Raw genomic sequence first — 25063 nt, forward strand, 5'->3', positions numbered from 1 at the left:
GTCAGTCGATGTCGTCGAGCGTGGCAAACAGGGTGCGCCGCGATGCCCACGCGGTGATCGCCGCGATCAGCACCGCCTGCATCGCCAGCACCAGATAGCCCGACGGACGCAGCGAGAACGTGCCGAGCAGGGCCGCGAACTGGTCGCCGACCGGCGTGCCGGAGAACCAGTTGGCGATCGACTCGGAGAAGCCGAACGCCAGCATCGCCGCACCGCCACCGATCAGCCCGCCTTCGAGGCCGAGCCGAAGGAAATGCCGCAGGAAGCGGTTGGCGATGAAGCTGTCGCCGGCGCCGACAAAATGCAGCACCTCGACGATCGGGCGGTTGGCGGCCATCGCGCCGCGGGTCGCGAACGACACCGAGATGATGGTTGCGATGATCACGAGGATGAGGATGCCGACGCCGGCGAACGTCGTGGCGCCGGTCATCGAGCGCATGCGCTCGATCCAGGCGCGGTGATCGTCGACGCTTGCGGTCGGCGCCGCCTGCGTCACCCGCGCGCGTAAGCCGGCGAGATCGAGCGTGGTGCCGGGCTGCACCCGCGCCACGATGACGCGCGGCACCGGCAGTTCGTCGATCGAGAGCCCGCTGCCGAGCCACGGCTCCAGCAGCTTGGCGGATTCCTCCCTGCTGAACGGACGGACCTCGAGAATGCCGGGCTGCGCCCGCATCGCCTCCACCGCGGCCTGCGCGTCGCGATCGAGGTCGCGGCCCGGCGAGGGGCGCACCTGGATGGTGATCTCGCTCGATACTTCCGACTGCCATTCGGCGGCTGACGCGCTGACCAGCAGCACGGTGCCTGTCGTCAGCGAGGCGAGGAAGGTCATGATCGCGACGACCGCGACCAGTGCACGGCCCGAAATCGACGCCCGCGGCACGATCGGCGACATGTTGCGCGCAGTGGCCGGGACCTGCGGGCGTTCGCGCCCGAGATCGACCAACGACACTTTCTCGTCGCCGCTCCTATTCATAGATGTGCAGCCGTCCCTGATGCAGCACCAGCCGCCTCGCTTCGTATTGATCCATCAGCGTGATGTCGTGGGTCGCGATGATGACCGCGGTGCCGGATTTGTTGAGCTCGATGAACAGCCGCAGCAGGCGGCGCCCGAGCGTCGGATCGACGCTGCCGGTCGGCTCGTCCGCCAACAGCAGTTGCGGCCGCGAGATCACCGCGCGCGCGATCGCGGCGCGCTGCTTCTCGCCGCCCGACAGGATAGGCGGCAGCGCGTCCATGCGCTCGCCGAGGCCAACCCATTTCAAGAGATCGATCACCTCGCGGCGATAGCTCGATTCCTCGCGGCCCATCACGCGGAACGGCAGCGCGACGTTCTCATAGGTGGTCATGTGATCGAGCAGGCGAAAATCCTGCAGCACGATGCCGATCCGCTTGCGCAGGTCGGCGACCTGATCCTTGCTCAGCAGCGAGACGTCCTTGCCGAACAGATTGACCAGCCCGCGGGTCGGCCGCAACGACAGGAACAACAGCCGCAGCAGCGAGGTCTTGCCCGCGCCCGACGGCCCGGTGAGGAACTGGAACGAGTGCGCCGGGATCATGAACGAGAGGTCGCGCAAAATCTCCGGGCCGAGCCCGTAGCGCAGACCGACATTTTCGAACCGAACCAATGCGCTAGCTCCGTTCGAGAGGGCCGATGGCCCAATACCCTACACCGACGGCGAAGACGGCCCGAACCCCGGCCGAGCGCCCGCGAACCGCACAGAAAGCTTGTGCTTCGGTTATGGTTTCCGATTCGTTAACGGTCGCTAAGTAGCATCCGGGCATCCACACGGTGGAGATTCGGCCTCCATGCATATTGTCTGCCCGCATTGTACAACATCCTACGCCATCAATCCGGCCACCCTTGGCGAGGCCGGACGTACCGTCCGTTGTTCCCGCTGCCGGGAGGTCTGGCTGGCCCGGCCGGAGGACGCCGTCGGGGCGACCGCGCCCACTCTGGCCTATCAGTCCGCCGGATCCGACCTCGCCGCCGAATGGGAGGCCATGGGCCGGGAGGAGGCTGACGCGACCCCGATGGTCGAGAGCCCCTCGATTTCGGCCGATTTGCCCACCGAGGGCAGCGACGCCGACACGGAATGGCCGGCGCTGGCCGAGGCGGATGCCGCGGCCCATGCCGACGCCGGGGACGCGGGAACCAGGGGCCGCTTCCGCCTGCCCCGGCTTCCCCGCCTGTTCCGGCTGCCCGCCCTGCCCCGAATTCCGTTCATGCCGGTGATTGGTGCCCTGCCGACCACCTGCGGCGCCATGGCCGCGCTGATCATCGCGCTGTTCGTCTGGCGCAACGACGTGGTGCGGCTGCTGCCGCAGACCGCGCTGTTCTACAAGATGGCCGGGCTCGACGTGAATCTGCGCGGGCTCGCCTTCAAGGATCTCAAGATCACCAACGAGACCGTGGACGGCAAGCCGGTGCTGGTGATCGAGGGCATGATCGTCGGCCAGACCAGGAAGCCGGTCGAATTGCCGCGGCTGCGCTTCTCGGTCCGCGACGCCCAGGGCGCCGAAATCTATGCCTGGAACGCCGTGCTGGAGCAGCCGGTGCTCAATCCCGGCGAGCGGGCCTTCTTCAAGTCGCGCCTCGCCTCGCCGCCGCCCGAAGGCCGTAATATCGACGTACGCTTCTTCAACAAGCGTGATCTCACCGGCGGCCGCGCGTGAGCCGCCGGCCAACTCTATCGGGAACCGACCAATCACCATGACGCGTGTTCTGATCGCCGACGACGAAGACTCGATGCGCTCGCTGGTGGCGCGCGCCATCGCCATGGACGGCCACGAAACCGTGACCGCGCAGGACGGCGCCGAGGCGCTGGAGGTGCTGACGCGCGACGAAGGCGCGTTCGACCTTCTGCTCACCGACATCCAGATGCCCGTGATGGACGGCATCGCGCTGGCGCTGACCGCGGCGCGCGACTTCCCTGCGCTGAAGATCCTGCTGATGACCGGCTTCGCCCATCAGCGCGAACGCGCCTCCGGCCTCGAGGCGATCGTGCATGACGTGGTGACGAAACCGTTCTCGGTGGCCGATATCCGCACCGCAGTCGCGGACGCGCTGGCGGCGCGGAAGGCCGGCTAGTGTGCTGAATGCGAAGTTCGTGCGATTTCGCGGCAGCCACTTTCACGAACTTCGCATTCATAAAGCACACTAGAATCATCAGTTTGCTAGTGTCCTTATCGAATCCGAAGTTCGCTCCGAAGATGGGGCAAATGATGCGAACTTCGGATTCGGGACACTAGGGTTATGAGCTCAACTCGGAAAGCATGCCCGGGCGGTCAGCGTCACCGGGGACAGATTGAGAAATTGCGCAAATTGAAATGCATAACTCGCGCTGACCACGTTGCCGCAGGCTGACGTGGAATAGGTGAATGTCTGCGCCGGGAGCGTGAGGCCGAACGCCTGCTGCGCGGCGTAATTCGTGATGGCGCTCCCGCTTGGACAGAGCGTGCTGTTGACGGTCGCGCAACGCGCCGCCATTTCGGTGCCGTGCTGCAGCCCGAGCTGAGTCCAGAACAGCAGTCCGAATTCGATGATGCCAAATATGAACAGGAAGAACACGGGAGCGGTCAGGGCGAATTCCAGCGCGGAGGCCCCTCGATTGTCCCGCCATAGCGGTGTGAGTTTCACTGCAGCCTCGCAGTGGACTGGGCGCTATAGGTGTAGGAGGCCGCCACAATCTGATAATTGATCAGCGTGTAGTAGGTCCCTTGCGCCGAAACCATGGCATATGTTCCGGCCTGCGCGCCGCTGGGGCAGACCGCACCGCAACTGACGGTGCTGACCCCCGAACTGGTCGGGCACCCGCAAAACTGGTACGGCTTGGGCGAAGCATTGATGGCTGTGGAATTCGTGGCGGCTGTTACGGCGCTGGTGACGCCAGTCTCGTCAAAGCCGCGCACGATGGCGTATTGCGCTCCCGCCTGCGCGGCATTCTCGACCTGCATCTTGCGATAGAGCGCGAGTCCGATGTCGGTTACCGAGACGACCATCAGGGACAGCAACGGGATCATGATGCCGAATTCGATGGCCGCGACGCCGCCCCTGTCGTGAACGGCGGTGCGCACAAGCCGCGTCAGAGAGAAAACCAATCGACCACGGCTGTTGGATGAGGATCTCTGGATTTGCATCGGGGCCAACCTCACTCGATGAGTTGCGCGGTTTGCGTGCCTATCGTCGCGGTGCCGAGCGCCGAACAATTGACCTGAAGGTTCGACGTGCCGCTGAACGTCAGCGTGTCCGCGATGATCTTGGTGCATGATGTGCTTGTGCCGTTGCCACCGCCGAAGCTGAGGTCGGCCTTCGGCAGGTAGATGGCGCCGCCGAAGTTCTGGGTCGCACCACCCGTGAGATTAAAGGTAGTCCCGGCCGGCATGTTGCGGTCGCCATACATGACGATGCCCTTCGTGGAGCCGGAGGTCGGCGCCGTCAGATCGACGATCGCGTTGCTGCCGATCGAAGCCGTGCCCCACTTGCTTCCCGAGCCCGTAAAGACCAGGGTCACGCCGCTGCCCGTGATGGTGGCGTTGCCCGCGACGCTCAAGTTCGAGCCGTCCAGGTAATAGATGCCTGGATCGAGGTTCAGCGTTGCGCCGGCGTTCACCGTAATGCTGCCCGAGTAGCAGCCGGGGCTGAGGGAGTTCGTCTTTCCGTTGGAATTGACCGTAATCTTGGCGTTCGTGCAGCTCGGCTTCGACGGCGGAGAGACGTTCGCATACGGGTCAGCCATTGGCTTCACATGCGTCTTGACGCCGTTGGTGGCCGTGATGTTGCTGGTGCCGGAGACGTCGCCGACGACGCCGACCTGATTGGCGGCGACCGTCGCGCTGCCGGCCACGTTGAGTGATGGGCTTGCACCCGAGTTGCTGTAAAGGTTGCACTTGATCAGGTTGAGCTGGTTGCCGCCGCTCACGTTGACCGCGGGACTGGCGCTGGCGTTGAGCGCAAGCACGCAGCCCGTCCCGGAATTCGGCAGCGCGACCGCGCGCGCGGTGACCGGCACCGGGGCCGAGCCGAACAAGGCTGACAGCAACCGCTGTTGCGGTTGGCTCACGATGACTTCGACCGCCTGCAGGTTCGACGTCTGACTGCCGGTCTTCGGCGGTTGATTCACCCTGACCGTGACGTTGTTCGCCCCGTTCGCGTAACCGTAGTTTGCCGTGACCGCATTGGCTTCGGACAAAAGGTCGGCGCCTGCACTTGCCGCCGTTGCGGCGCTCACCGCGCCGGAGTCGGCGGCACTCTGCATGTTCTTATGTTTGTAGTACCACCATCCCACTTCGGTACCCAGCCCTGCCGTGCCGACCAGGACCGGCATGAGCAGCGCTGAAATGATCACATAGCTGCCCGACTGGTCTCGAACGAATTGTCGAACCAAGCTGGTCTGATGTTGGTGCCGGCGAGTAATACCCAATGGCCGGTATGACGATGCAATGAATAAACGGCTGTGCCTCATGTGCTCTCCTGAGACGCTTGCCAATTTTCCGAAGTAAGGTGACGCAAGCGACTTAAATGCGCACCAACGGGAACCCGACAATTTTAGGAAAATTGTGCGCAACGGGCGGACGACACCCGGTCCCGATCGCACCGATTGGAATACGGGGCGCGTAGCCCGCAGAAGCTGACGTCCGCAGGCTTACGACCGTCGTGCAGATTCCGCGTCATTCCAGTGGAAGCGCGGCATACAGGTCGCCGTGGCCGTTCGATTCAAAGCGCCGATGTCTCGTGAGTAGGCACGAGCTTTCACGGATGACGACAGTCGAAGGACGAGGCGCTCAATAATCCTTCAGCAGCCGCTCGATGTAGTCGAGCTCGATCTGCGGCCGCGACGGATCGGCGAGGCGGCGGCGCAGCTCTTCGAGGATGCGGCGGACGCGCTGCACGTCGATCTCGCCGGGGATCTTCACCGTGTAGTCGTCGCCGAATTCCCGGCCATGCAACGGGCGGCCGAGCGGATCGGTCTGGTTGCCGCCGCTCTGCTGGCGGCCGGCGCGGTTGCCGGGGCTGTCGCCCGGCTGGTCGCCATCGCCCTGCTGCATCGCGTCGGCGAGGCTCTGGGCGCCCTTGCGCAGCGCATCCAGCGCACGGCCCTGCGAATCCACCGCGCCGTCGGCATTGCCCTCGCCGAGCCGCCCGGAGGCATCGCCCATCGCGGAATCGGCCTGGTCGAGCCCGTCATCGCCGTCATCGCCCTGGTCGCCGCCTTGATCGCCCGGCTGCGCCTGGTCGCCCTTCTGACCCTGGCCTTTCTGGCCCTTCTGGCCGCGCTGGTCCGGTCCCATGCCGCGCTTGGCGAGTTCTTCCTGCAGCTTCTTCAAGCGGTCGCGCAGCGCCTGCTGGTCCTGCTGCAGGTCGCCCATCGACTGCTCGCCCTGCTTGCCGCGCATGCGGTCGCGGCGGGAATCCTGGCCCTGCTTGAAGGTCTTGTCGCGCAATTGCTGCTGCTTGCGGATCATGTCGCCGAGCTCGTTGAGCGACTGCTGCATGTCGTCGTCGCCCTGATTGGGCTGCGCCATTTGCAGGTTTTCCAGTATCTGCTGCATCTGCTCGAGCAGCTGCCGCGCCGCATCCTTGTCGCCGGAGCGTGACAGCCGCTCCATGCGATCGAGCATGTTCTTGAGATCCTGCTGGCTCAGCACCTTGGCATTGGGATCGAGCGGCCGGGCGAGCTGCTGCGGATTGTTGCGGAACTGCTCGACCATCTGGCGGAGGAAATTGTCCAGCGCGGCGCGCAGATTGTCGGTGAGCTTCTTGATCTCCTCGTCGGTCGCGCCGCGCTCGAGCGCCTGCTTGAGCGCGTCCTGCGCCGCGCGCAGCGCCTTGTCGACGTCCGAGATATTGCCGTCCTCGATGGTGACGGCGAGCGACCACAGGCTGGCGACCACCTCGCGCAATTGGTCGTCGGTGCGCGCCGCCTCGAGCTGCCGGCTCACGGTGTGCAGGCCAAGGTAATAGCCGGTCTCCGGCATGAACATTTCGGGCGCGATCATCAGCGCCTCGAGCGCGGCGAACACCTGGCCGTTCTGGTTGGCGTCGAGCGCCAGGATACGGCGCTGCTCGATCAGCGCGCGCGCCAGCGGCTTGGTGAACAGGCGCTCCGGCAGCCGCATGTTGAACGGCTCGCTCTTGCCCTCATTGCCGGCCTCGTCCTTGGCCGTCAGCGTCAAGGTCACGTCGGCGCCGGCATAGGGATCCTCACTGAGGTCCTTCACGGTCTGGCCGACGCCGTTGCGGGTGCGCGCATTCGGCAGCACCAGCGCGAATTGCGGCGGCTCGAACAACGGCCGTGGTTGCGCCGCCTTGCCGTCGGCCTCCTTCTTGCCGTCAGCCTCCTTCGGCGCATCGGTCGGCCGCACCGCGAATTGCGCGCGCGCTTCGCTGACGCCGTAATCGTCCTCGAGCCGGTAGGACATCTGCAGCGCGCCGCGCGCCTGCCGCTCCGGATCCTTGGCGAGCGCAATCGACGGCGGGCGGTCCGGCGTCGCGGTGAATTTCCACTGCGGCTGGCCGGCCGGCGCACGGACATGCGCGGTGCCGTCGCCGGTGATCTTGAAATGCCGCTCGTTGGTGCCCTTGGGCGCCTGCCCGTCCGGCGCGACCTCGGTAACACCGCCACCGACGACGACGTCGATGCTGCCGCCGCTGGAGCGCACCAGGAGCGTGCTGCCGGCCGGAACCGCGAGCGGGGTGGTGTCCGCCGCGTTGGCGTCCTTGTTGGCGTTGGACAGAATGATCGGCGGCTTGCCGGTGTAGTTGGGCGGCGTCACCCAGGCATCGACCCGGACATTGGCCGGCGCCATGATGCCGTTCCAGTCGAATGCGGAGGCGACCCGCAGGCCGCGCTCGTCGCCGGCGGCGACATAGCTCGCGACCAGCATCACGATGACCAGCGCGCGCAGCGCCCAGGGGTCGTGCAGCGACACGCGCGGCCGCGGCAGCCCGGCGCGGATGCGCTTGATCGAGGCCAGCGTGCGCTCGCGCTGCGCCTGCCACAGCGCCAGCGCAAACGGGTCCTTGTTGGTGAGCGTGTCGGAGAGCGTGGTCGCCGGACGATGGCGAATGCCGGCGCCGCGGTCGAGCCGGCTCAGGCCCTCCTCGCGGCTCGGCCAGCGGAAGCGCACCAGCGGCGACAGCGCCGCGAGCGCGGCAATCGCGAACAGGCCGGCACCGGCCACGCGTGCGACAAACGGCAGCACCAGCCACAACCCGGCCCAGGACGCGACCAGGAACAATCCTGCGACCGTCAGGAACCGGGCCAGATGCGGCCAGGCCCGTTCCCACCCAATCGCGAACCTTGCCCGCTGCAGAGCCTCTGTCAGTTTCAGCCGCGCGATCGCATCGCTGTCGCGGACGGCGCGCGACGGGTCAGAGGGGTCGATGTTGGCTCCGCTCAATAAAATCTCCGGGGTAGCCGGCAGGTCAGCCTAGCACGGCGGCGGCTTTGAGGCACCCGTTCCAGGCAGTAACCCACACCGGGAAATACGCATAACACGAAGGCGTGACTGCGGCGGTTCGACCCCGTAACGTCCCGGCCGAACCATCGCATTAACGCATGAGGAACGCGATATGGACCAAAAAACGCACGACAAGGGGCTCGAAATCCGCAAGGCGGTGCTGGGCGAAGCCTATGTCAACAATGCGCTGAAGAATTCGGACAGCTTCAACAAGCCATTCCAGGAACTCGTCACCGAATATTGTTGGGGCGCGGTCTGGGGCCGCGAGGAACTGCCGCGCAAGACCCGCAGCATGCTCAACCTCGCCATGATCTCGATCCTGAACCGGCCGCACGAATTGAAGGCCCACATCAAGGGCGCGCTGACCAACGGCGTATCCCGCGACGAAATCCGCGAGATCTTCATGCAGGTCTCGATCTATGCCGGCATCCCCGCCGGCGTCGACAGCTTCCGCATCGCGCGCGAGGTGTTCGCCGAACTCGACAACAAGGCGTGAGCGAGCTCCACTCGTTGTCGTCCCGGCCAAGCGAAGCGCGAGCCGGGACCCATAACCACAGCTCGTCGTGGTTACGACGGCTGTGGCCCCGACTGCACCAAACAACTTAGTCCTGGGGTTATGGGTCCCTGCTTTCGCAGAGACGACATCGTGTGGGAGGCGCGCATCGCACATAACGACATAGAGGAAACCACTCATGGAAATCGGATTCATCGGCCTCGGGAAGATGGGCTTCCCGATGGCGCGCCGGCTGATCGAGGCCGGCCACAAGCTCACCGTGTTCGACACCAGCAAGGACGCGCTCGACAGGCTGGTCGCACTCGGCGCGGTGGCCGCAACCTCGCCCAAGGACATCGCCGACCGCGTCGAGACCGTGATGGCGAGCCTGCCCTCGCTGCAGGCCTCACTCGAGGTGGCGACCGGCGCGGGCGGCGTGATCGAGGGCACGCGCGTCAAACGCTTCATCGACCTCTCCACCGTCGGCTCGCGGATGGCGGTGAAGATCCACGAGCTGTTGGCCAAGAAGAACATCGTGCAGATCGACAGCCCGGTCTCCGGCGGCGTCGCCGGCGCCGAGAAGGGCACGCTGGCAGTGATGGTGTCGGGCCCGCGCGCCGATTTCGAACTGGTGAAGGGCGCGCTCGACGTCATCGGCAAGGTGTTCTTCATCGGCACCAAGCCGGGCTCCGGCCAGACCATGAAGCTCGCCAACAACTTCCTGTCGGCGACCGCGATGGTGGCGACCTCGGAGGCTGTTGTGATGGGTGTCAAGTCCGGGCTCGATCCGGCCGTGATGATCGACGTCATCAATGCCGGCTCCGGGCTGAACACCGCGAGCCGCGACAAGTTTCCGCGCTCGGTCTTGCCGCGCAGCTTCGACTTCGGCTTCGCCACCGGCTTGATGGTGAAGGACGTGCGGCTTGCGGTCGAGGAAATGCGCGCGCTCGGGCTGTCGATGGAAGTCGCCGAGGCGGTCGGCCGGCTCTGGGAAGTCATCATCCGCGACGAGGGACCGGAGTCGGACTTCACCGCGGCGATCAAGCCGATCGAGAAGGCCGCGGGCGTGATCGTCGGCGGCGGTAAAGGCGGCGCGCACGCCGCGAAGTAACGCTCTCGCCGAAATAAACGCTGTCGTCCCGGACAAGCCAACGGGTCGGCGCGAAGCGCCGCCCGATGACAGGCTCCGCGCGACCCGGGACCCATCACCACAGGACTTCGTGGTTTAGCTGAGCTGCGGCCCCGGCTCAGGACAACAATCAGGAGCGGTGGTTATGGGTCCCTGCTCCCGTGCGCAATTGCGCACTAGGCAGGGACGACACCGTTAGTGAAGCGCGACACCGGCCATCACAGCCACGGCGCCGGCTTGTCCATCGCGATCAGGGCGTCGACGTCGATGCGCGGGCGGACCACGGCGTACTGGTCGTCTTTGACCAGCACTTCGGGCACCAGAGGCCGCGTGTTGTAGGTGCCGGACTGCACCGCGCCGTAGGCGCCGGCGGTCATGATCGCCAGCAGATCGCCGGCCTTCGGCTGCGGCAGCGAGCGGTCGAGCGCGAGATAGTCGCCGGTCTCGCAGACCGGGCCGACTACATCCGCGACCATGGTCGGGGTGCCGGGCGCGGGCTGGCGCACCGGCAGAATGTCGTGATGCGCTTCGTACAGCGTCGGCCGGATCAGGTCGTTCATCGCCGCGTCGATGATGACGAAGTTCTTGGCATCGCCCGGCTTCACATGGATCACGCGGGTGACGAGGATGCCGGCATTGCCGACGATCATGCGTCCCGGCTCGAACATCAGCGTGCAGCCGAGATTGTGCGTGACGCGCTTGACCATCGCCGCATAGGCGTCCGGCGCCGGCGGCGCGGCGCGATCCATGTAGTAGGGGATGCCGAGGCCGCCGCCGAAATCGATATGCGAGATGTCGTGGCCGTCGGCGCGCAGCGTCTGCACGAATTCGGCGAGCAGCCGGAAAGCGACCTCCAGCGGGCCGAGATCGGTGATCTGGCTGCCGATATGCACATCGGTACCGGTGACCTTGATGCCCGGCAGCTTTGCCGCGCGGGCATAGACCTCGCGGGCGCGGGCGATCGGAATGCCGAACTTGTTCTCGGACTTGCCGGTCGAGATCTTGGCATGGGTGCCGGCATCGACATCGGGATTGACCCGCACCGAGATGCGGGCCGTCTTCTTCATCTCGACCGCGAGACGCGACAGCATCTCGAGCTCCGGCTCGGACTCGATATTGATGCAGAGGATGTCAGTTGCGAGCGCGGCGCGCAGCTCGCCTTCGGTCTTGCCGACCCCGGAGAACACGATCTTCGAGGGCGGAATGCCGGCCGCCAGAGCCCGCTTCAACTCGCCGCCGGATACCACGTCAGCGCCGGCGCCGAGCTTGGCCAGCGTGCGCAGCACCGACTGATTGGAGTTCGCCTTCATGGCGTAGCAGACCAGCGCCTTCTCGCCGGCGAAGGCTTCGGTGAAGACGCGGTAGTGACGCTCCAGCGTCGCGGTCGAATAGCAATAGAACGGCGTGCCGACGGCCTCCGCCAGCTCAATGAGATTGACCGCCTCGGCATGCAGCACGCCGTTGCGATAGTCGAAATGGTTCATGACACGCTTTTAAATACTAATTGCCGAGCAGCGGATCGAGGAGGAAGGGCCGTTTATTGCCTCGCGGCGCGGCCGGCGCGGCCTCCGAGCCATAGGTCGGATTGAACACGCTGGGCTGCGCCGCCCGCTCGCTCTCGGTGTCGCTCGGTGCCGCGCCCGGCGCGACGTTCGCGGTCGGCGGCAGGTCGAGCGGTCCCTTGCGGCCGCAACCGCCGAGCGCCAGCGCGGATACGCCCAGCACAATGATGGCCCATCCCGAGGGGGTCAGGCGGTTCTTGCTAATCACGACGAATTCCCCAATTCGGGCGGCACCATACAAACATTGGCGTGCTCTGGCGAGAGGCGGAGCGCCATGAAATCACGGCCAAATTTTCCGGTTCAGCCCAATTTTCGCTCTTTTTCCAGCCGCTTGGCCCAGGCCTTGGCCTGCGCCATCACATTCTTCGGCGCCGTGCCGCCAAACGAGGTCCGGCTCTGCACAGAGGATTCGACGCTGAGCACCCTCAGCGCGTCGGCCGTGATCTTCGGCTCAACCTCCTGCATGGCCTTGAGCGGCAGCTCGTGCAGCGCCACACCCTGCTTCGATGCCAGGCCGACGATGCGCCCGGTAACGTGGTGGGCGTCACGGAACGGCATTTTCAGGGTGCGGACCAGCCAGTCGGCGAGGTCGGTCGCGGTGGCATAGCCCTCGCCGGCGGCGGCCTTCATCCTGGCCTCGTCCGGCACCAGGTCCTCGACCATGCCTGTCATGGCGCGAATTGCCAGTGACAGCGCCTCGAAAGCCTCCATCGCGCCCTGCTTGTCCTCCTGCATGTCCTTTTGATAGGCGAGCGGCAGGCCCTTCATCACGATCAGCAGCGCGGTGAGCGCGCCGATCACGCGGCCGGTCTTGGCACGCACCAGCTCGGCCGCGTCCGGATTGCGCTTCTGCGGCATGATCGACGAGCCGGTGGTGAACTTGTCGCTGAGCTTGACGAGGCCGACCAAGGGCGAGGTCCAGATCACGATCTCCTCGGCGAAGCGCGACATATGCACTGCGCAGATCGCGGCCGCCGACAGCGTCTCCAGCACGAAATCGCGGTCGGATACCGCGTCGAGCGAATTGGCCATCGGACGGTCGAAGCCGAGCGCCTTTGCGGTCGTGGCGCGGTCGATCGGAAACGAGGTCCCGGCGAGCGCGGCCGCGCCCAGCGGCGATTCGTTCAACCGCTTGCGCGCGTCGGCGAAGCGGCCGCGGTCGCGGCTGGCCATCTCGACATAGGCTAGGAGATGATGACCGAAGGTCACGGGCTGCGCGGTCTGCAGATGGGTGAAGCCCGGCATCACCGTGCCGGCATGCTCCAGCGCGCGGGCGACCAGCGCCTGCTGGAACGCGGCCAGCGCCGCATTGGTCTCATCGATGGTGTCGCGGACATAAAGCCGGAAATCGGTCGCGACCTGGTCGTTGCGGGAGCGCGCGGTGTGCAGCCGGCCCGCCGCGGGCCCGATCAATTCGGACAACCGCGACTCGACATTCATATGAATGTCCTCGAGCGCGCGCTTGAAATCGAAATCGCCCTTGCCGATCTCTGACAAAATCGTGTCTAGACCTTTGCCGATATTTTTCGCATCAGCGGACGTGATGATGCCCTGCGCGGCGAGCATCGCGGCGTGGGCCTTGGACGCGGCAATGTCCTGGGCATAAAGGTGACGATCGACGTCGATGGAGACGTTGATTTCCTCCATGATCGCGTCGGGACGTTCCGAGAAGCGGCCGCCCCACATCTTGTTGCTCATGACATCTCGCTCACGAATTCGCATTTCAGCCTTGCGGTTTCATGGCCGGAGGCGGCGAAACAGCACCGCAGTTCCGGTCGTATTCCCGGCACTGCTTAGCCACATCGACCCAGGATGACAAACGATATGCCCGAGACGACCCAACCCAACCCGACCGCCAGGCCGACCGCCAAGTGGCGCATCCCGCTGGTGATCGGCGCAGTGCTGGCCGGGGCTGTGATCGGCTATGCGGGGGTCTCCAGCCTCAAGCATCCCGCGGGCGGCGATATCGCCTGCAACACCGCAGTGGCCCTGGCGAAGAAGATCTCCCCGCTCGCCCATGGCGAGGTCGCGGCGCTGACCATGGCAACCACTCCCTTGATGCTGCCCGACCTGACCTTCGAGGACGCCAACGGCCAGCCGAAGAAGCTCTCGGACTGGCGCGGCAAGACCGTGCTGGTCAATTTGTGGGCGACCTGGTGCGTGCCCTGCCGCAAGGAAATGCCGGCGCTCGACAGCCTGCAGACCAAGCTCGGCGGCAAGGATTTCGAGGTGGTCGCGATCAACATCGACACCCGCGACCCGGACAAGCCGAAAAACTTCCTGAAAGAGGCCAATCTGACGAGTCTCGGCTATTTTTCGGATCAGAAAGCCAAGGTTTTTCAGGATCTTAAGAACATAGGCAAGGCGCTGGGCATGCCGACCTCGGTGCTGGTCGACGGCAAGGGCTGCGAAATCGCCAATATCGCCGGTCCCGCCGAATGGGCGAGCGACGACGCGATCAAGCTGGTGAAGGCCGCGCTGCAGCCAGCCGCAGCCGGGTTCTGATCAGGCGACGGTGTCGAGGTTGTCGCCCATGCCGGGCGACAAGTTCGCGGTGGAAGGCGTGCCGAGCAGGGTCTGAACCGCGAACTTCTCGGCGTCGAGGTTCTGCTTGGTCACGCGGGTTGCGATCTCACCCTGCAGACTACCCTGCTGCATCGACAGGATGCTGGTGACCATGCTCATCATGTCCATACGCGGCACTCCCAAAACTGGGGTTTGAGGTAACGCGCGAAAGTTAATGCTTGGGTAATCGATGGCCGCGTCAGGCTGACGCATCGTCCTCGAAATTCCCGCTAGCGCGATGATCCGCGTCTCAGGCCGCGTTCGCCGCGAAGGCGGCGCCGAGGGTGCGCAGCGCCTGCCGTGTCCGCGCATCGGACAGTTTTGAGTGAAGCATGACGTCGCGGGACGGCAATGGCGGCAGGCCAAGCCGCGGCCCGAGATCGACGGTGTCCGCCGGCGCCACCCGGCGCGCCAGCGCCGCGACCGCAAGGCCTGCGGAGATCGCAGCTCCGATCGTCGACAACCCGCCGCCGACGAATGCCTCGGTCCAGGCGATGCCGGCGGCGTCGAGCGCTTCGACCGCCATGGCACGCACGCTGCACGGCTCGGCTTGCGTCGCGAGGCGCAACGGCTCGCCCGGTCGATGGTGAAAATCGGGTGCGGCCATCCAGCCGAACGGCTCTTCGAACAGCACGTCGCCATCGCGGCGCTTGGCGTCGTGGCGGAGCACGATCGCAGCATCGAGCCTGCCGTCGTCGAATGCGCTAAGCACCGAACGCGACGTGTCGACGTGCAGCTGGATCACCAGCCCGGGATCGGTGCTGTTCATCCGCTTCAGCAGCGAGGCGAGTTCCGAGCCGACGATGTGGTGGCTGATGCCGACGACCAGCCGCCGATGCTCGACGGCAAACGAGCTGATCGCCGATTGATGCGCGGCCACCAGATTGCGCGCGGCGCCGAGGAAGGCGGCACCTTCAGCTGACAGCCGAACCAGCCGCGGCGTTCGCTCCAGCAGCCGCCGGCCGAGGCCGTCTTCCAGACGCCTGATCTTCAGGCTGACCGCGGACTGCGTGGTCTCCATCGCCTGCGCCGCGCGCGTGAAGCTGCTGAGATCGGCCACCAAGACGAACGCCTGGACCGCCTCGAGGTCGAGCGCCTTCATGGTCATTCATTTAAATATGAAATCATTGAAATGCTTTATCATACCGTTTTTCAATGAACAAGAGCCTCTAAGATCGGCGGCACGTCACGCCACCAGGAGAGCCACCATCATGCCGCTGACCCGCGTTTCATTGCGACGGGGCAAGCCCGCTGTCTACCGCAAGGCCGTTCTCGAAAGCCTTTATCGCGCCATGCGCGAGACCTTCGACGTGCCGGAAGGCGATCGCTTCATGACAATCTCCGAGCACGATGACGATGATTTCCTCTATGGTGCCGACTATCTCGGCATCAGGCGCAGCGATGATCTGATCATCATCCAGATTACTGTCAGCAATACCCGCCCGGTGGCGCAGAAGCAGAAGCTCTATCGACGGATCGCGGAACGGCTGACCGAAAGCCCCGGCCTGCGCGCCGAGGACATCTTCATCAACCTTGTCGAGGTGCTCCCCGAGAACTGGTCGTTCGGCAACGGTGAGGCGCAATACGTCCGATGACCGCTGCACCGCTTCTCTCACCGCGCATGAGCGGCATCACGGCATCGCCCGCATCGGTGCTGCGCCGCCGCGCCCGCGAACTGCGCGCCGCCGGGCGCGACATCATCGAGCTGTCGTCGGGCAATCTGGACTTCCCGACACCGGAGCATGTGATCACGGCGGCGCATGCAGCCGCATTGCGCGGCGAAACCCGTTACACCGATGTCGACGGCACGCCGGAACTGAAGCGGGCGGTGCAGGCCGCGCTGATGCGCGACCATCATCTCGACTACGGCCCGGACGAGATCGTCATCACCAACGGCTCGACGCAGGCGCTGTTCAACGCGCTGCTGGCGACCCTGGCGACCGACGACGAGGTGATCATCCCCGCGCCGTATTGGGCGCCCTATCTCGATCAGGTGCGGCTGGCCGGCGCGGCGCCGGTGGTGGTGCCGTGTGCGCAGAACGACGGCTTCAAGCTGCGCGCGGAGGATCTGCAGGCGGCGATCTCGGCGCGAACCCGCTGGATCATCGTCAACAATCCGGTCAACCCATCCGGCGCGCTGTATTCGCGTGATGATCTGTCCGAGATCGCCACGGTCCTGCTACGGCATCCGGACATCTGGGTGCTGGCCGACGGGCTCTACGAGCACATCGTGTTCAACGGATCTCCGGCGCCGACGCTTGCGGAAATCGAGCCGCGCCTGAAGCCGCGGACGCTGACCGTCAGTGGCCTCGCCAAGAGCTACGCCATGATGGGATGGCGCATCGGCTATGCCGCCGGACCCGCGGCGCTGATCCGCGCGATGATCACGATCCAGTCGCAGACCACGTCCGGCGCGTCGTCGATCAGCCAGGCCGCGGCAATTGCCGCGCTCGACGGCGCGCAGGATGTGCTGCTTGCGCGTGCCGCCATCCTGCGCGCCAAGCGTGACCGCTTTGCCGAACTCGTGAACGAATGCGCCGGGCTGTCCTGCACACCGCCGGAAGGCCCGTTCTATCTGCTGGTCGCCTGCGCCGGCATAATCGGCAAGCGCGCGCCCGACGGCAGAGTGATCCGGACCGACCGCGATTTCTCGGCCTATCTGCTCGAGGCGGCCGACGTGGCAGTGTTTCCCGGCGAGGATCTCGGGCTGTCGCCCTATATCCGCCTCAGCTTCGCCAATCCGTCATCGACCATCGAGGAGGCCGCAAGGCGGCTGAAGCGCGCCTGCGCGGCACTGCAATGACGCCTCACGGACGGACCCCGCGCCTCGCGCTGACAGCACATCTGCTCGGACTTGGAACGGGTGTGACGATGATTGTCGGTCTGGTGCCCGCGACGCTTGCGCTGCTGCGGGCACTGATCTGAAGACGCGACGATTACCGCGTCGGGATCGGCTTGTCGCCGCGATAGTCGTAGAAGCCGCGCTGGCTCTTGCGTCCGAGCCAACCGGCCTCGACATACTTCACCAGCAGCGGACACGGCCGGTACTTGGAGTCGGCCAGCCCCTCGTGCAGCACCTGCATGATCGACAGACAGGTGTCGAGGCCGATGAAATCGGCGAGCTCGAGCGGGCCCATCGGATGGTGCGCGCCGAGCTTCATCGCGGCATCGATCGCCTCGACGTTACCGACGCCTTCATACAGCGTGTAGATCGCCTCGTTGATCATCGGCAACAGGATGCGGTTGACGATGAAGGCGGGGAAATCTTCCGACACCGCGACCTGTTTGCCGAGCTTGGCGACGAACGCCTTGGCGGTGTCGAAGGTCATGTCGTCGGTGGCGATGCCGCGGATCAACTCGACCAGTTCCATCGCCGGCACCGGATTCATGAAATGAATGCCGATGAACTTCTCCGGGCGGTCGGTCGAGGCGGCGAGCCTTGTGATCGAGATCGACGACGAGTTGGTCGCGACGATCGCCTCCGGCTTCAGTACCGCACAGACCTCGTGGAAGATCTTGCGCTTGGTCTCTTCCTTCTCGATCGCGGTCTCGATCACGAGATCGCAATCGGCGAGCGCGTCGAGCGACTCGGCGGAGGCGATGCGGTCGAGCGCCTGCTTGCGGTCGCTCTCGCTGATCGCCTTCTTCGCGACCTGCCGGGTCAGATTGCCGTTGATGGTCGCCAGCGCCGACTTCAGCCGGTCGCCGGACACGTCATTGAGCACCACGTCGAAGCCGGCCAGCGCCGCCACATGGGCAATGCCATTGCCCATCTGGCCCGAACCGATCACGCCGACCTTTTTGATTGCCACCGTCATCTTGTCATCCACCGGAACGGCGCGCACATCGCGCCTGCCCAATTCCAACGATACCCGAAGTAAAGCCTTCCGGGTTGCCCAATCCGCCGGAAAACGTTTTCCGGGACCATGATGTGATGACAGGTCATCATACCCGGGTCCCATTTTCCCCCGTCGAGCACGATCCTTTCGGAAAAACGTTTCCGGATCATTGCCTCGAAAATAATAACACCGGCCGGAGCTTACCCACCCGGCCGGTGTCTTGTCGCTTACTTTCCGAGCTTGCCGAGCGCTTCGGTGAGCTCCGGAACCGCCTGGTAGAGGTCGGCGACCAGGCCGTAATCGGCGACCTGGAAGATCGGCGCGTCCTCATCCTTGTTGATGGCGACGATCACCTTGGAGTCCTTCATGCCGGCCAGATGCTGGATCGCGCCGGAGATGCCGACCGCGACATAAAGTTCCGGAGCCACCACCTTGCCGGTCTGGCCGACCTGCCAGTCGTTCGGCGCATAGCCGGCATCGACCGCGGCGCGCGAGGCGCCGACGCCGGCGCCGAGCTTGTCGGCGAGCGGCTCGATGTACTTGGCGAAGTTCTCGCGGCTCTGCATGGCGCGGCCGCCCGAGACGATGATCTTGGCCGAGGTCAGCTCGGGACGGTCGCTCTTGGCGACTTCCTCGCCGACGAACGTCGACAGGCCGGGATCGGCGGCCGCAGCGGCGTTATCGATCGCAGCGCTGCCGCCTTCGCCGGCGGCGGCGAAGGTCGAGGTGCGCACCGTAATCACCTTCTTGGCGTCCTTCGACTTCACGGTCTGGATCGCGTTGCCGGCATAGATCGGCCGCTCGAAGGTGTCGGGGGCGACGACCTTGATGATCTCGGAGACCTGCATGACGTCGAGCAAGGCCGCGACGCGCGGCATCACATTCTTGAAGCGCGAGGTCGCGGGCGCGACGAACGCGTCATAGCCAGGAGCCAGCGCGACGATCAGCGCGGCCAGCGGCTCGGCAAGGTCGTGTTCATAGGCCGGGCCTTCGGCCACCAGCACCTTGGTGACGCCGGCAAGCTTGGCGGCTGCTTCCGCCGCCGCCTTGGTGCCCTGGCCGCCACCGGCAACCAGCACATGGACATCGCCGCCGAGCTGGCTCGCCGCGGTCAGCGCCTTGTTGGTCGCGTCCTTCAGCGTCTCGTGGTCGTGTTCAGCAATCAACAGCGTCGTCATCAGAGAACCCCGGCTTCGGTCTTGAGCTTGTTCACGAGTTCGGCGACGTCCTTGACCTTGACGCCCGCCTTGCGGCCTGCCGGTTCCGCGGTCTTCAGCACTTCCAGACGCGGCGTCACATCGACGCCGTAGTCAGCGACGCTCTTGTCGTCGATCGGCTTCTTCTTCGCCTTCATGATGTTGGGCAGCGACGCATAGCGCGGCTCGTTCAGGCGCAGGTCGGTGGTGACGATCGCCGGGCCCTTGAGCTTGATGGTCTGCAGGCCGCCGTCGACTTCGCGGGTGACCTTGAAGTCGGATCCTTCGACCTCGAGCTTGGAGGCGAAGGTCGCCTGCGACCAGCCGAGCAGCGCGGCCAGCATCTGGCCGGTCTGGTTCGAGTCGTCGTCGATCGCCTGCTTGCCGAGAATGACGAGGCCGGGCTGCTCCGCCTCGACCACCGCCTTCAGGATCTTGGCAACCGCGAGCGGTTCGACATTGCCTTCGGCCTTGACCAGGATGCCGCGGTCGGCACCCATCGCAAGTCCGGTGCGAATGGTCTCGGAGGCCTGCGCGGGTCCGATCGACACCACCACCACTTCGGTCGCCTTGCCGGCTTCTTTCAGCCGCAGCGCTTCCTCGACGGCGATTTCGTCGAACGGGTTCATCGACATCTTGACGTTGGCGAGCTCCACGCCCGTCCCGTCACTCTTGACGCGGACCTTGACGTTGTAGTCGACGACCCGCTTTACCGGCACAAGAACCTTCATCGATCCTCTTTCGCTTTGATTTTATGGGTTTCGGTTGGCTGGCGCGGAACCTAAAGGTCCCGTTTCTCCCGGTCAACGCGCCAAAGCCAAAAAACCGTCCCCCGGTTTTGAACCAGTTTAGCGGTTCTGGCCCGGCACCCACAACACGTCTCCCGCTCCCTTATTGTTCTGGAAGCGGCTGGCAACGAACAGGAAATCCGACAGCCGGTTCATATACTGGATGCCAGCCTGATTGACCGGCTCGTCGGGTTGGGCGGCGAGTTCCACCATCATCCGTTCCGCGCGGCGACATATCGTCCGGGCGAGATGCAGATAGGCAGAGGCAGGCGTGCCGCCGGGCAGCACGAACGAGGTCAGCGGCGCGAGCTGGTCGTTCAGGCTGTCGATATCGCGCTCGAGCCGCTCGACCTGGCTTGCCAGCATCCGCAGACGTTCGGCCTTGCCCTCGCGTTCGGGCACCGCGAGGTCGGCGCCGAGATCGAACAGATCGTTCTGGATCCGGCCGAGCATCGCATCGACCGCGGGGCTGCCGGCAAGATGCAGCCGCACCACGCCGATCGCGGCATTGGTCTCGTCGACCGTGCCATAGGCGGCAATGCGCAGATCGTATTTCGGCCGCCGCTCGCCGGAGCCGAGCGCGGTGGTGCCGTCATCGCCGGTGCGCGTGTAGATCCGATTGAGAACAACCATGGCAGGCTCCGGTGTTCGATGTTCGAGTCCACCACTCCGATCGGGAGAGGTGGAGAATAGCCCGACAAATCTACCTCACCTAACGCCCCATCGCCCAGACCGCGAGCATTGCGATGACGATGGCGACGAACTGCAGCAGCACGCGCAGCCGCATCAGCTTCTGCGACGTGTTCGGCGAGCCGCCCTTCATCATATTGATGAGGCCGAGCAGGAGCACCAGCGCGACGGCGCCGACGGCGATGGGAAGAATGATCGTGCTGAGGAGAGATGTCATTTGCGGTACATAACACTGCAGGACGCGGACTTCCACACAGCCCGGCCATGCAACCAACTGGCTTTTCAGCGCGTAATATCAGATGCTGGGTCGGTTCTCGGGCCGAGCGGTTTTCGACAATGCCGGGTGGAATGTGAAGCAGCTTCGTTACGTCACCCACGTCGTGATGGATGCCTTTTACACGTTCCTCGCCGACGACGGCTGGGCGATCGCGAGCCACATCGCGCTGTCGACGCTGATGGCGCTGTTTCCGTTCCTGATCGTGCTGACCTCGGTGGCCGGCTTCTTCGGCTCCAAGCAACTCGCCGACCAGGCGGTCGGGCTGATGCTGCAGGTCTGGCCGCAGCAGGTCGCCGAGGCGCTGTCCGGCCAGATCCACGACGTGCTGACCAACACCCGCGGCGATATCCTGACCATCGGCGCGGTGCTCGCGGTCTACTTCGCCTCCAACGGCGTCGAGGCGCTGCGGGTGGCGCTGAACCGCGCCTATGCCGTGATCGAGCCGCGGCGCTGGTACTGGCTGCGGCTGGAGTCGATCGGCTACACGCTGGTCGCGGCGTTCACCTCGCTCGCGATGGCTTTCCTGATCGTGCTCGGACCGCTGATCATCGAGGCGGCGCGGCGCTATATCCCGTTCTTCGTCGAATCAAACGAGAGCCTGCTCAACACCGCCCGCTACGGCGTCACGATCCTGGCGCTGGTCGTCGCGCTCTTCATCCTGCACGCCTGGCTGCCGGCGGGCCGTCGCAGCTTCACGCAGATCCTGCCCGGCATCATCTTCACCATGGTGGCCTCGCTGCTCTCGGGCATCGGCTTCGGCATGTACCTGGCACGCTTCGCCAACAACTACGTCACGATGTATGCGGGGCTGGCCTCGGTGGTGATCGCACTGGTGTTCCTGTATTTCATCGCCGCGATTTTCGTGTTCGGCGGCGAGTTGAATGCGGCGATCATCAAGTCGCGGTTGCCGCACGGCGTGTCGCTTCATGCAGCGCAGTCGCGAGCGCCCGCGGGGACACAGGCTTGACCAGGAAGCCGTCTGCACCTGCAGCGCGCGCCGCGGCTTCGTCCTCGGCCCGGCCGGAAATCCCGACAATCATGATGCGACCGTGCGGTGGCGGCAGCGCGCGGATGCGCTTGATCGCCTCGATGCCGCCGATGCCGGGCAGCACCATGTCCATCAGCACGGCGTCGAAGGCGCCCTGCACGAGCCGGTCGGGCGCGGCCTCGCCCTGACCGACGAATTCGGCGTGGTGGCCGAGCTCGGTCAGGATCGTGTTGAGCACGACGCGGCCGAACGGATTGTCCTCGACACTGAGCAGCCGCAGCCCTTGCGATAGCAGCGCCGCCGCGCTCTCGCCGGAGGCGGTGCCGGCTGGCCCTTCGGCGGGCGCCAGTTCCACCTTGAGCGTGAAGGTGGTGCCCCCGCCGGCGCGCCGGTCCGCGACGATGTCGCCGCCCATGGCGCGCGCGAGCTGCCTGACGGACGACAGGCCGAGCCCGGCACCGCCGAACCGCGCGGCGATCGAGACGTTGGCCTGCGAGAACGGCCGGAACAGGCGCTTGACCTCCGATAGCGTCAGGCCAATCCCGCTGTCGGAGATCGCGAACGCGACGCCGATCTTGTCGCCGGACCTTCCCTTCACCGCGCCCACCGGCACGATACGCAGCTCAATGCTGCCCTGCTCGGTGAACTTCACCGCGTTGTCGATCAGATTTTCCAGCGCCGCGCGCAGGCGGACGGGATCGCCGACCGCGAAGGCAGGCAACTGGTCGGAGACCTCGACGGAAGCCTGCAGCCCCTTGGCCGCCGCGCGGCCGGCCAACGAATCCGCTGCGTGACGCGCCAGCGTGCGCAAGTCGAAGAAATCCTGCCGGATCTCGAGCCCCGGCCCCTCGCTCCGGGCGGCGTCGACGAACAGGGTCGCAAGGCTCGCCAGATGTTCGGCGCCGGCCTTGATGGTGTCGACCCAGCGCCGCTCGCGCTCGCCGAGATCGGATGTCGCGAGCAGATTGCTGATCGCAAGGATTCCGGTGAGCGGCGTCCGCACCTCATGGGCAAAGGCGGCAAGCGCGGCATCGACCATGCCGGGACCGGCCTTCGGGGCCGGCTTGGGCACGGCCCGCTTGCGGCGCGGCCTGGCGGCCACCTTGGCGGCGCGGGCCTTGGCCGTTCGTGTCTTGGCAGTTCGTGTTTTGGCAGTTCGTGTCTTGGCAGCACGCGGTTTGGCGGCGCGCGCCTTCGGCGGCGTCCTTTTGGATGGCCGCTTGCTGCGCCGTGCGCGCGATTTTGACGCCATGGTCTCCGTGATCCCCGCCCCGGTCAACAACATGGCATGCCAGGCGGGCCGGAGTCACGGCGACGTTTACGGCGCGCCTGCGCAAAACGCCATGATGCGATCAAATGGCCAAAATCTACTGCAAACCGACCAGGCGGCGGATATCGGCCGGGCTCGCCCCAGCCGCCCGCAATTCGCGCAGTCCGGTCGCCTGGGTCGATTTCGACAGCTTTTGGCCGGCCGCGTCTCGGATCAGCCGGTGGTGCCGGTAGTTTGGCGCGGGCAGGCCGAGCAGTTCCTGCAACAGCCGATGCACGCTGGTCGACCAGAACAGGTCAACGCCCCTGACGACATCGGTAACGCCCTGCAGGGCGTCATCGATCACGACCGAGAGATGGTAGCTGGTTGGGGTCTCCTTGCGCGCCAGGATCACGTCGCCCCAGGCCTCAGGCCGGGCCACGACGTCTCCGCTCTCGCCAGCCGGCCCCTCGCCCGCTTCCAGCCAACGCAGGTCGCCGGCGCGCGCGCGGGCTGAGGCCATGTCGAGCCGCAACGCGAACGGCACACCCTGCCCGATCAGCCGGTCGCGCGCCGCGGCCGACAGCGATTTGGCCAGCCCCGGATAAAGCGGCACGCCGTCCGGATCGCGCGGCCACGCGCCGCCGGCCTCGCGCTCCGCGACCAGCCGCGCGATCTCGGCCCGGCTTTCGAAGCTCGGGTAGACCAGCCGCTGGGCCGACAGGCGGTCGAGCGCCGCGCCATAGGCGCCGAAATGCTCGGACTGCCGCCGCACCGGGGTCTCCCAGGCGATGCCGAGCCAGGCCAGATCCTCATAAATCGCCTGCTCGAATTCCGGCCGGCAGCGCGTCGCGTCGATGTCCTCGATCCGCAGCAGCAAGCGTCCGCCCGACTGCCGCGCGAGGTCGTGGTTGAGCAGCGCCGAATAGGCGTGGCCGAGATGCAGGTAGCCGTTCGGACTCGGCGCGAAGCGGAAAACGGGTGGCATGGTCATCGGTCACGCATCATTGCCGGGCTTGCCCGGCGTCTCTGGTTCATGCGCCCGGACAAGACTCTGTTACGATAGGAGATCGATGCGCGGGTCAAGCCTGCGCCTGACAAGCCGGTGCAGACCCCGCAAATGCTGATTCACCTCGAAACCCAGGCCGACCTCGACGACGCGATCCTCAAACTGGTCGACCAGGACCGCCGCCTGCGCCCGATCCTGGAGCTGACCGGCATGCCGGCGATCCGGCAGCGCGAGCCCGGATTTGCCGGGCTTGCCGCGATCATCTGCGGCCAGCAGCTCTCGACCGCGAGTGCGGCGGCGATCTGGGGGCGCGTCAGCACGGCGTTCGACCCGTTCCACCATGACGCGATCCGCAAGGCGCGGGCCGACCGGCTCGGCCGGCTCGGGCTGTCGGCGGCCAAGATCAAGACGCTGAAGCACATCGCGCGCGAGCTCGCCGAGGAGCGGCTGAATCTCGACGTCCTTGCCAATGAGGAGGCCGATGCGGCGCACAACACGCTGACGGCGCTGCCCGGGATCGGCCCGTGGACCGCCGATGTCTATCTGCTGTTCTGCCTCGGCCATGGCGATGCCTGGCCCGCGGGCGACCTCGCCGTGCAGGAAGCGGTCAAGGTCGGGCTCGGCTTGAAGGATCGGCCGACGCCGAAGCAGATGGCGCCGCTTGCGGAGCCGTGGCGTCCGCTGCGCGGCGCCGCAGCGCATCTGTGGTGGGCATATTATCGCGTGCTCAGAAATCGCGAGGGCGTGATCGCCGGTGCAAAGTAGTCGTGGAGAAAAACACACCAACTGCGTGATCGCGTGATATAGAATCAGCAGAC

27 protein-coding genes are annotated in these 25063 nt (G+C 65.6%); 9 read left to right on the forward strand and 18 right to left on the reverse strand.

Annotation, left to right across the window (positions count from 1 at the left end; translation table 11 throughout):
• Position 1: 1 nt before the first annotated feature.
• Positions 2-973: a cell division protein FtsX gene (locus ACZBJS_RS34755; RefSeq protein WP_229189168.1), complete on the reverse strand. Its 972-nt coding sequence runs from the start codon at positions 971-973 to the stop codon at positions 2-4.
• Complete coding sequence (ftsE, locus tag ACZBJS_RS34760; protein WP_016845305.1) at positions 966-1625, reverse strand: cell division ATP-binding protein FtsE; 660 nt, start codon at positions 1623-1625, stop codon at positions 966-968. Before ftsE ends, ACZBJS_RS34755 begins: the two co-directional genes overlap by 8 nt.
• 181 nt (positions 1626-1806) lie before the next feature.
• Here ftsE and ACZBJS_RS34765 point away from each other — a divergent pair, with 181 nt between their 5' ends.
• On the forward strand, positions 1807-2673 hold the full coding sequence (locus tag ACZBJS_RS34765; RefSeq protein WP_229189167.1) for an MJ0042-type zinc finger domain-containing protein: 867 nt from the start codon (positions 1807-1809) through the stop codon (positions 2671-2673).
• Positions 2674-2710: 37 nt separating this feature from the next.
• A complete protein-coding gene (locus tag ACZBJS_RS34770; RefSeq protein WP_016845302.1) occupies positions 2711-3088 on the forward strand; it encodes a response regulator in 378 nt (125 codons plus the stop codon).
• 171 nt (positions 3089-3259) lie between these two features.
• On the opposite strand, the gene ACZBJS_RS34775 is transcribed toward ACZBJS_RS34770, so the two are convergent.
• From ACZBJS_RS34775 to ACZBJS_RS34790, 4 genes are all read right to left on the reverse strand, one after another.
• A complete protein-coding gene (locus ACZBJS_RS34775; protein ID WP_225164603.1) occupies positions 3260-3637 on the reverse strand; it encodes a TadE/TadG family type IV pilus assembly protein in 378 nt (125 codons plus the stop codon).
• Complete coding sequence (locus ACZBJS_RS34780; RefSeq protein ID WP_168857846.1) at positions 3634-4074, reverse strand: TadE/TadG family type IV pilus assembly protein; 441 nt, start codon at positions 4072-4074, stop codon at positions 3634-3636. The genes ACZBJS_RS34775 and ACZBJS_RS34780 overlap by 4 nt, the downstream gene beginning before the upstream one ends.
• A gap of 74 nt (positions 4075-4148) precedes the next feature.
• On the reverse strand, positions 4149-5384 hold the full coding sequence (locus tag ACZBJS_RS34785) for a pilus assembly protein TadG-related protein (RefSeq protein ID WP_229191842.1): 1236 nt from the start codon (positions 5382-5384) through the stop codon (positions 4149-4151).
• Positions 5385-5781: 397 nt separating this feature from the next.
• Positions 5782-8400, reverse strand: a complete 2619-nt coding sequence (locus ACZBJS_RS34790; protein ID WP_316398640.1) for a TIGR02302 family protein — start codon at positions 8398-8400, stop codon at positions 5782-5784.
• Between the two features lie 172 nt (positions 8401-8572).
• Between ACZBJS_RS34790 and ACZBJS_RS34795 the strand changes: the two genes are divergently transcribed.
• Both ACZBJS_RS34795 and ACZBJS_RS34800 read left to right on the forward strand, forming a co-directional pair.
• Positions 8573-8956: a carboxymuconolactone decarboxylase family protein gene (locus tag ACZBJS_RS34795; RefSeq protein WP_018268955.1), complete on the forward strand. Its 384-nt coding sequence runs from the start codon at positions 8573-8575 to the stop codon at positions 8954-8956.
• Positions 8957-9152: 196 nt separating this feature from the next.
• Positions 9153-10064, forward strand: a complete 912-nt coding sequence (locus ACZBJS_RS34800) for an NAD(P)-dependent oxidoreductase (protein ID WP_253588807.1) — start codon at positions 9153-9155, stop codon at positions 10062-10064.
• A 236-nt stretch (positions 10065-10300) separates the two neighbouring features.
• On the opposite strand, the gene lysA is transcribed toward ACZBJS_RS34800, so the two are convergent.
• The 3 genes from lysA to argH form a co-directional block, all read right to left on the reverse strand.
• Entirely contained in the window at positions 10301-11566 is a 1266-nt protein-coding gene (gene lysA, locus ACZBJS_RS34805) for a diaminopimelate decarboxylase (protein ID WP_168857834.1), read from the reverse strand.
• A gap of 16 nt (positions 11567-11582) precedes the next feature.
• A complete protein-coding gene (gene lptM / locus ACZBJS_RS34810; protein ID WP_057017758.1) occupies positions 11583-11852 on the reverse strand; it encodes an LPS translocon maturation chaperone LptM in 270 nt (89 codons plus the stop codon).
• 92 nt (positions 11853-11944) lie between these two features.
• Complete coding sequence (argH, locus tag ACZBJS_RS34815) at positions 11945-13342, reverse strand: argininosuccinate lyase (protein ID WP_057017757.1); 1398 nt, start codon at positions 13340-13342, stop codon at positions 11945-11947.
• A gap of 126 nt (positions 13343-13468) precedes the next feature.
• On the opposite strand from argH, the gene tlpA reads away from it, so the two are divergent.
• Positions 13469-14149, forward strand: coding sequence for a thiol:disulfide interchange protein TlpA (gene tlpA, locus ACZBJS_RS34820; RefSeq protein ID WP_316398639.1), 681 nt, complete (start codon positions 13469-13471; stop codon positions 14147-14149).
• On the opposite strand, the gene ACZBJS_RS34825 is transcribed toward tlpA, so the two are convergent.
• Together ACZBJS_RS34825 and ACZBJS_RS34830 are read right to left on the reverse strand one after the other, a co-directional pair.
• The gene (locus ACZBJS_RS34825; RefSeq protein ID WP_316398638.1) at positions 14150-14338 is read right to left on the reverse strand and encodes a putative motility protein; all 189 of its coding nucleotides are present in this window, start codon (positions 14336-14338) and stop codon (positions 14150-14152) included.
• A 121-nt stretch (positions 14339-14459) separates the two neighbouring features.
• Positions 14460-15311 carry a LysR substrate-binding domain-containing protein gene (locus tag ACZBJS_RS34830; protein WP_410469813.1) on the reverse strand — a complete coding sequence of 284 codons (852 nt, stop codon included), beginning with the start codon at positions 15309-15311 and terminating at the stop codon, positions 14460-14462.
• On the opposite strand from ACZBJS_RS34830, the gene ACZBJS_RS34835 reads away from it, so the two are divergent.
• Both ACZBJS_RS34835 and ACZBJS_RS34840 read left to right on the forward strand, forming a co-directional pair.
• Positions 15310-15804 carry a tautomerase family protein gene (locus ACZBJS_RS34835; protein ID WP_410469812.1) on the forward strand — a complete coding sequence of 165 codons (495 nt, stop codon included), beginning with the start codon at positions 15310-15312 and terminating at the stop codon, positions 15802-15804. The two genes, ACZBJS_RS34830 and ACZBJS_RS34835, sit on opposite strands and share 2 nt — an antisense overlap.
• Positions 15801-17012 (forward strand): pyridoxal phosphate-dependent aminotransferase, encoded by a 1212-nt coding sequence (locus ACZBJS_RS34840; RefSeq protein ID WP_463439810.1) that lies wholly within the window; start codon positions 15801-15803, stop codon positions 17010-17012. Before ACZBJS_RS34835 ends, ACZBJS_RS34840 begins: the two co-directional genes overlap by 4 nt.
• 133 nt (positions 17013-17145) lie before the next feature.
• On the opposite strand, the gene ACZBJS_RS34845 is transcribed toward ACZBJS_RS34840, so the two are convergent.
• The 5 genes from ACZBJS_RS34845 to ACZBJS_RS34865 form a co-directional block, all read right to left on the reverse strand.
• Complete coding sequence (locus tag ACZBJS_RS34845) at positions 17146-18027, reverse strand: 3-hydroxybutyryl-CoA dehydrogenase (RefSeq protein ID WP_076827506.1); 882 nt, start codon at positions 18025-18027, stop codon at positions 17146-17148.
• Positions 18028-18275: 248 nt separating this feature from the next.
• Complete coding sequence (locus ACZBJS_RS34850; protein WP_057017750.1) at positions 18276-19226, reverse strand: electron transfer flavoprotein subunit alpha/FixB family protein; 951 nt, start codon at positions 19224-19226, stop codon at positions 18276-18278.
• On the reverse strand, positions 19226-19975 hold the full coding sequence (locus ACZBJS_RS34855) for an electron transfer flavoprotein subunit beta/FixA family protein (RefSeq protein ID WP_016845285.1): 750 nt from the start codon (positions 19973-19975) through the stop codon (positions 19226-19228). The genes ACZBJS_RS34850 and ACZBJS_RS34855 overlap by 1 nt, the downstream gene beginning before the upstream one ends.
• Positions 19976-20092: 117 nt before the next feature.
• Positions 20093-20665 (reverse strand): cob(I)yrinic acid a,c-diamide adenosyltransferase, encoded by a 573-nt coding sequence (locus ACZBJS_RS34860; protein WP_092080510.1) that lies wholly within the window; start codon positions 20663-20665, stop codon positions 20093-20095.
• Positions 20666-20744: 79 nt separating this feature from the next.
• Positions 20745-20939: a twin transmembrane helix small protein gene (locus ACZBJS_RS34865; protein WP_028340366.1), complete on the reverse strand. Its 195-nt coding sequence runs from the start codon at positions 20937-20939 to the stop codon at positions 20745-20747.
• A gap of 166 nt (positions 20940-21105) precedes the next feature.
• On the opposite strand from ACZBJS_RS34865, the gene ACZBJS_RS34870 reads away from it, so the two are divergent.
• Positions 21106-21966 (forward strand): YihY/virulence factor BrkB family protein, encoded by an 861-nt coding sequence (locus ACZBJS_RS34870; RefSeq protein WP_370143883.1) that lies wholly within the window; start codon positions 21106-21108, stop codon positions 21964-21966.
• On the opposite strand, the gene ACZBJS_RS34875 is transcribed toward ACZBJS_RS34870, so the two are convergent.
• On the reverse strand, positions 21893-23239 hold the full coding sequence (locus tag ACZBJS_RS34875) for an ATP-binding protein (RefSeq protein ID WP_316398635.1): 1347 nt from the start codon (positions 23237-23239) through the stop codon (positions 21893-21895). The genes ACZBJS_RS34870 and ACZBJS_RS34875 overlap by 74 nt on opposite strands.
• 115 nt (positions 23240-23354) lie before the next feature.
• Positions 23355-24224 (reverse strand): tRNA glutamyl-Q(34) synthetase GluQRS, encoded by an 870-nt coding sequence (gluQRS, locus tag ACZBJS_RS34880; RefSeq protein WP_463439813.1) that lies wholly within the window; start codon positions 24222-24224, stop codon positions 23355-23357.
• Between the two features lie 132 nt (positions 24225-24356).
• Between gluQRS and ACZBJS_RS34885 the strand changes: the two genes are divergently transcribed.
• Positions 24357-25010, forward strand: a complete 654-nt coding sequence (locus ACZBJS_RS34885) for a DNA-3-methyladenine glycosylase family protein (protein ID WP_316398634.1) — start codon at positions 24357-24359, stop codon at positions 25008-25010.
• The last annotated feature ends 53 nt before the right edge of the window (positions 25011-25063 follow it).

The organism is Bradyrhizobium sp. KZN70725, assembly GCF_055264925.1.

Coding starts and splice junctions, on each gene's coding strand:
- ACZBJS_RS34835 (WP_410469812.1), top strand. CDS start 15,310: ATGGTCATTCATTTAAATATGAAATCATTGAAATGCTTTATCATACCG.
- ACZBJS_RS34830 (WP_410469813.1), bottom strand. CDS start 15,311: ATGAAGGCGCTCGACCTCGAGGCGGTCCAGGCGTTCGTCTTGGTGGCC.
- ACZBJS_RS34860 (WP_092080510.1), bottom strand. CDS start 20,665: ATGGTTGTTCTCAATCGGATCTACACGCGCACCGGCGATGACGGCACC.
- ACZBJS_RS34875 (WP_316398635.1), bottom strand. CDS start 23,239: ATGGCGTCAAAATCGCGCGCACGGCGCAGCAAGCGGCCATCCAAAAGG.
- ACZBJS_RS34755 (WP_229189168.1), bottom strand. CDS start 973: ATGAATAGGAGCGGCGACGAGAAAGTGTCGTTGGTCGATCTCGGGCGC.
- ACZBJS_RS34865 (WP_028340366.1), bottom strand. CDS start 20,939: ATGACATCTCTCCTCAGCACGATCATTCTTCCCATCGCCGTCGGCGCC.
- ACZBJS_RS34770 (WP_016845302.1), top strand. CDS start 2,711: ATGACGCGTGTTCTGATCGCCGACGACGAAGACTCGATGCGCTCGCTG.
- tlpA (WP_316398639.1), top strand. CDS start 13,469: ATGCCCGAGACGACCCAACCCAACCCGACCGCCAGGCCGACCGCCAAG.
- ACZBJS_RS34825 (WP_316398638.1), bottom strand. CDS start 14,338: ATGGACATGATGAGCATGGTCACCAGCATCCTGTCGATGCAGCAGGGT.
- lysA (WP_168857834.1), bottom strand. CDS start 11,566: ATGAACCATTTCGACTATCGCAACGGCGTGCTGCATGCCGAGGCGGTC.
- ACZBJS_RS34870 (WP_370143883.1), top strand. CDS start 21,106: ATGGATGCCTTTTACACGTTCCTCGCCGACGACGGCTGGGCGATCGCG.
- gluQRS (WP_463439813.1), bottom strand. CDS start 24,224: ATGCCACCCGTTTTCCGCTTCGCGCCGAGTCCGAACGGCTACCTGCAT.
- ACZBJS_RS34800 (WP_253588807.1), top strand. CDS start 9,153: ATGGAAATCGGATTCATCGGCCTCGGGAAGATGGGCTTCCCGATGGCG.
- argH (WP_057017757.1), bottom strand. CDS start 13,342: ATGAGCAACAAGATGTGGGGCGGCCGCTTCTCGGAACGTCCCGACGCG.
- ACZBJS_RS34845 (WP_076827506.1), bottom strand. CDS start 18,027: ATGACGGTGGCAATCAAAAAGGTCGGCGTGATCGGTTCGGGCCAGATG.
- ACZBJS_RS34840 (WP_463439810.1), top strand. CDS start 15,801: ATGACCGCTGCACCGCTTCTCTCACCGCGCATGAGCGGCATCACGGCA.
- ACZBJS_RS34795 (WP_018268955.1), top strand. CDS start 8,573: ATGGACCAAAAAACGCACGACAAGGGGCTCGAAATCCGCAAGGCGGTG.
- ACZBJS_RS34850 (WP_057017750.1), bottom strand. CDS start 19,226: ATGACGACGCTGTTGATTGCTGAACACGACCACGAGACGCTGAAGGAC.
- ACZBJS_RS34855 (WP_016845285.1), bottom strand. CDS start 19,975: ATGAAGGTTCTTGTGCCGGTAAAGCGGGTCGTCGACTACAACGTCAAG.
- ACZBJS_RS34765 (WP_229189167.1), top strand. CDS start 1,807: ATGCATATTGTCTGCCCGCATTGTACAACATCCTACGCCATCAATCCG.
- ACZBJS_RS34885 (WP_316398634.1), top strand. CDS start 24,357: ATGCTGATTCACCTCGAAACCCAGGCCGACCTCGACGACGCGATCCTC.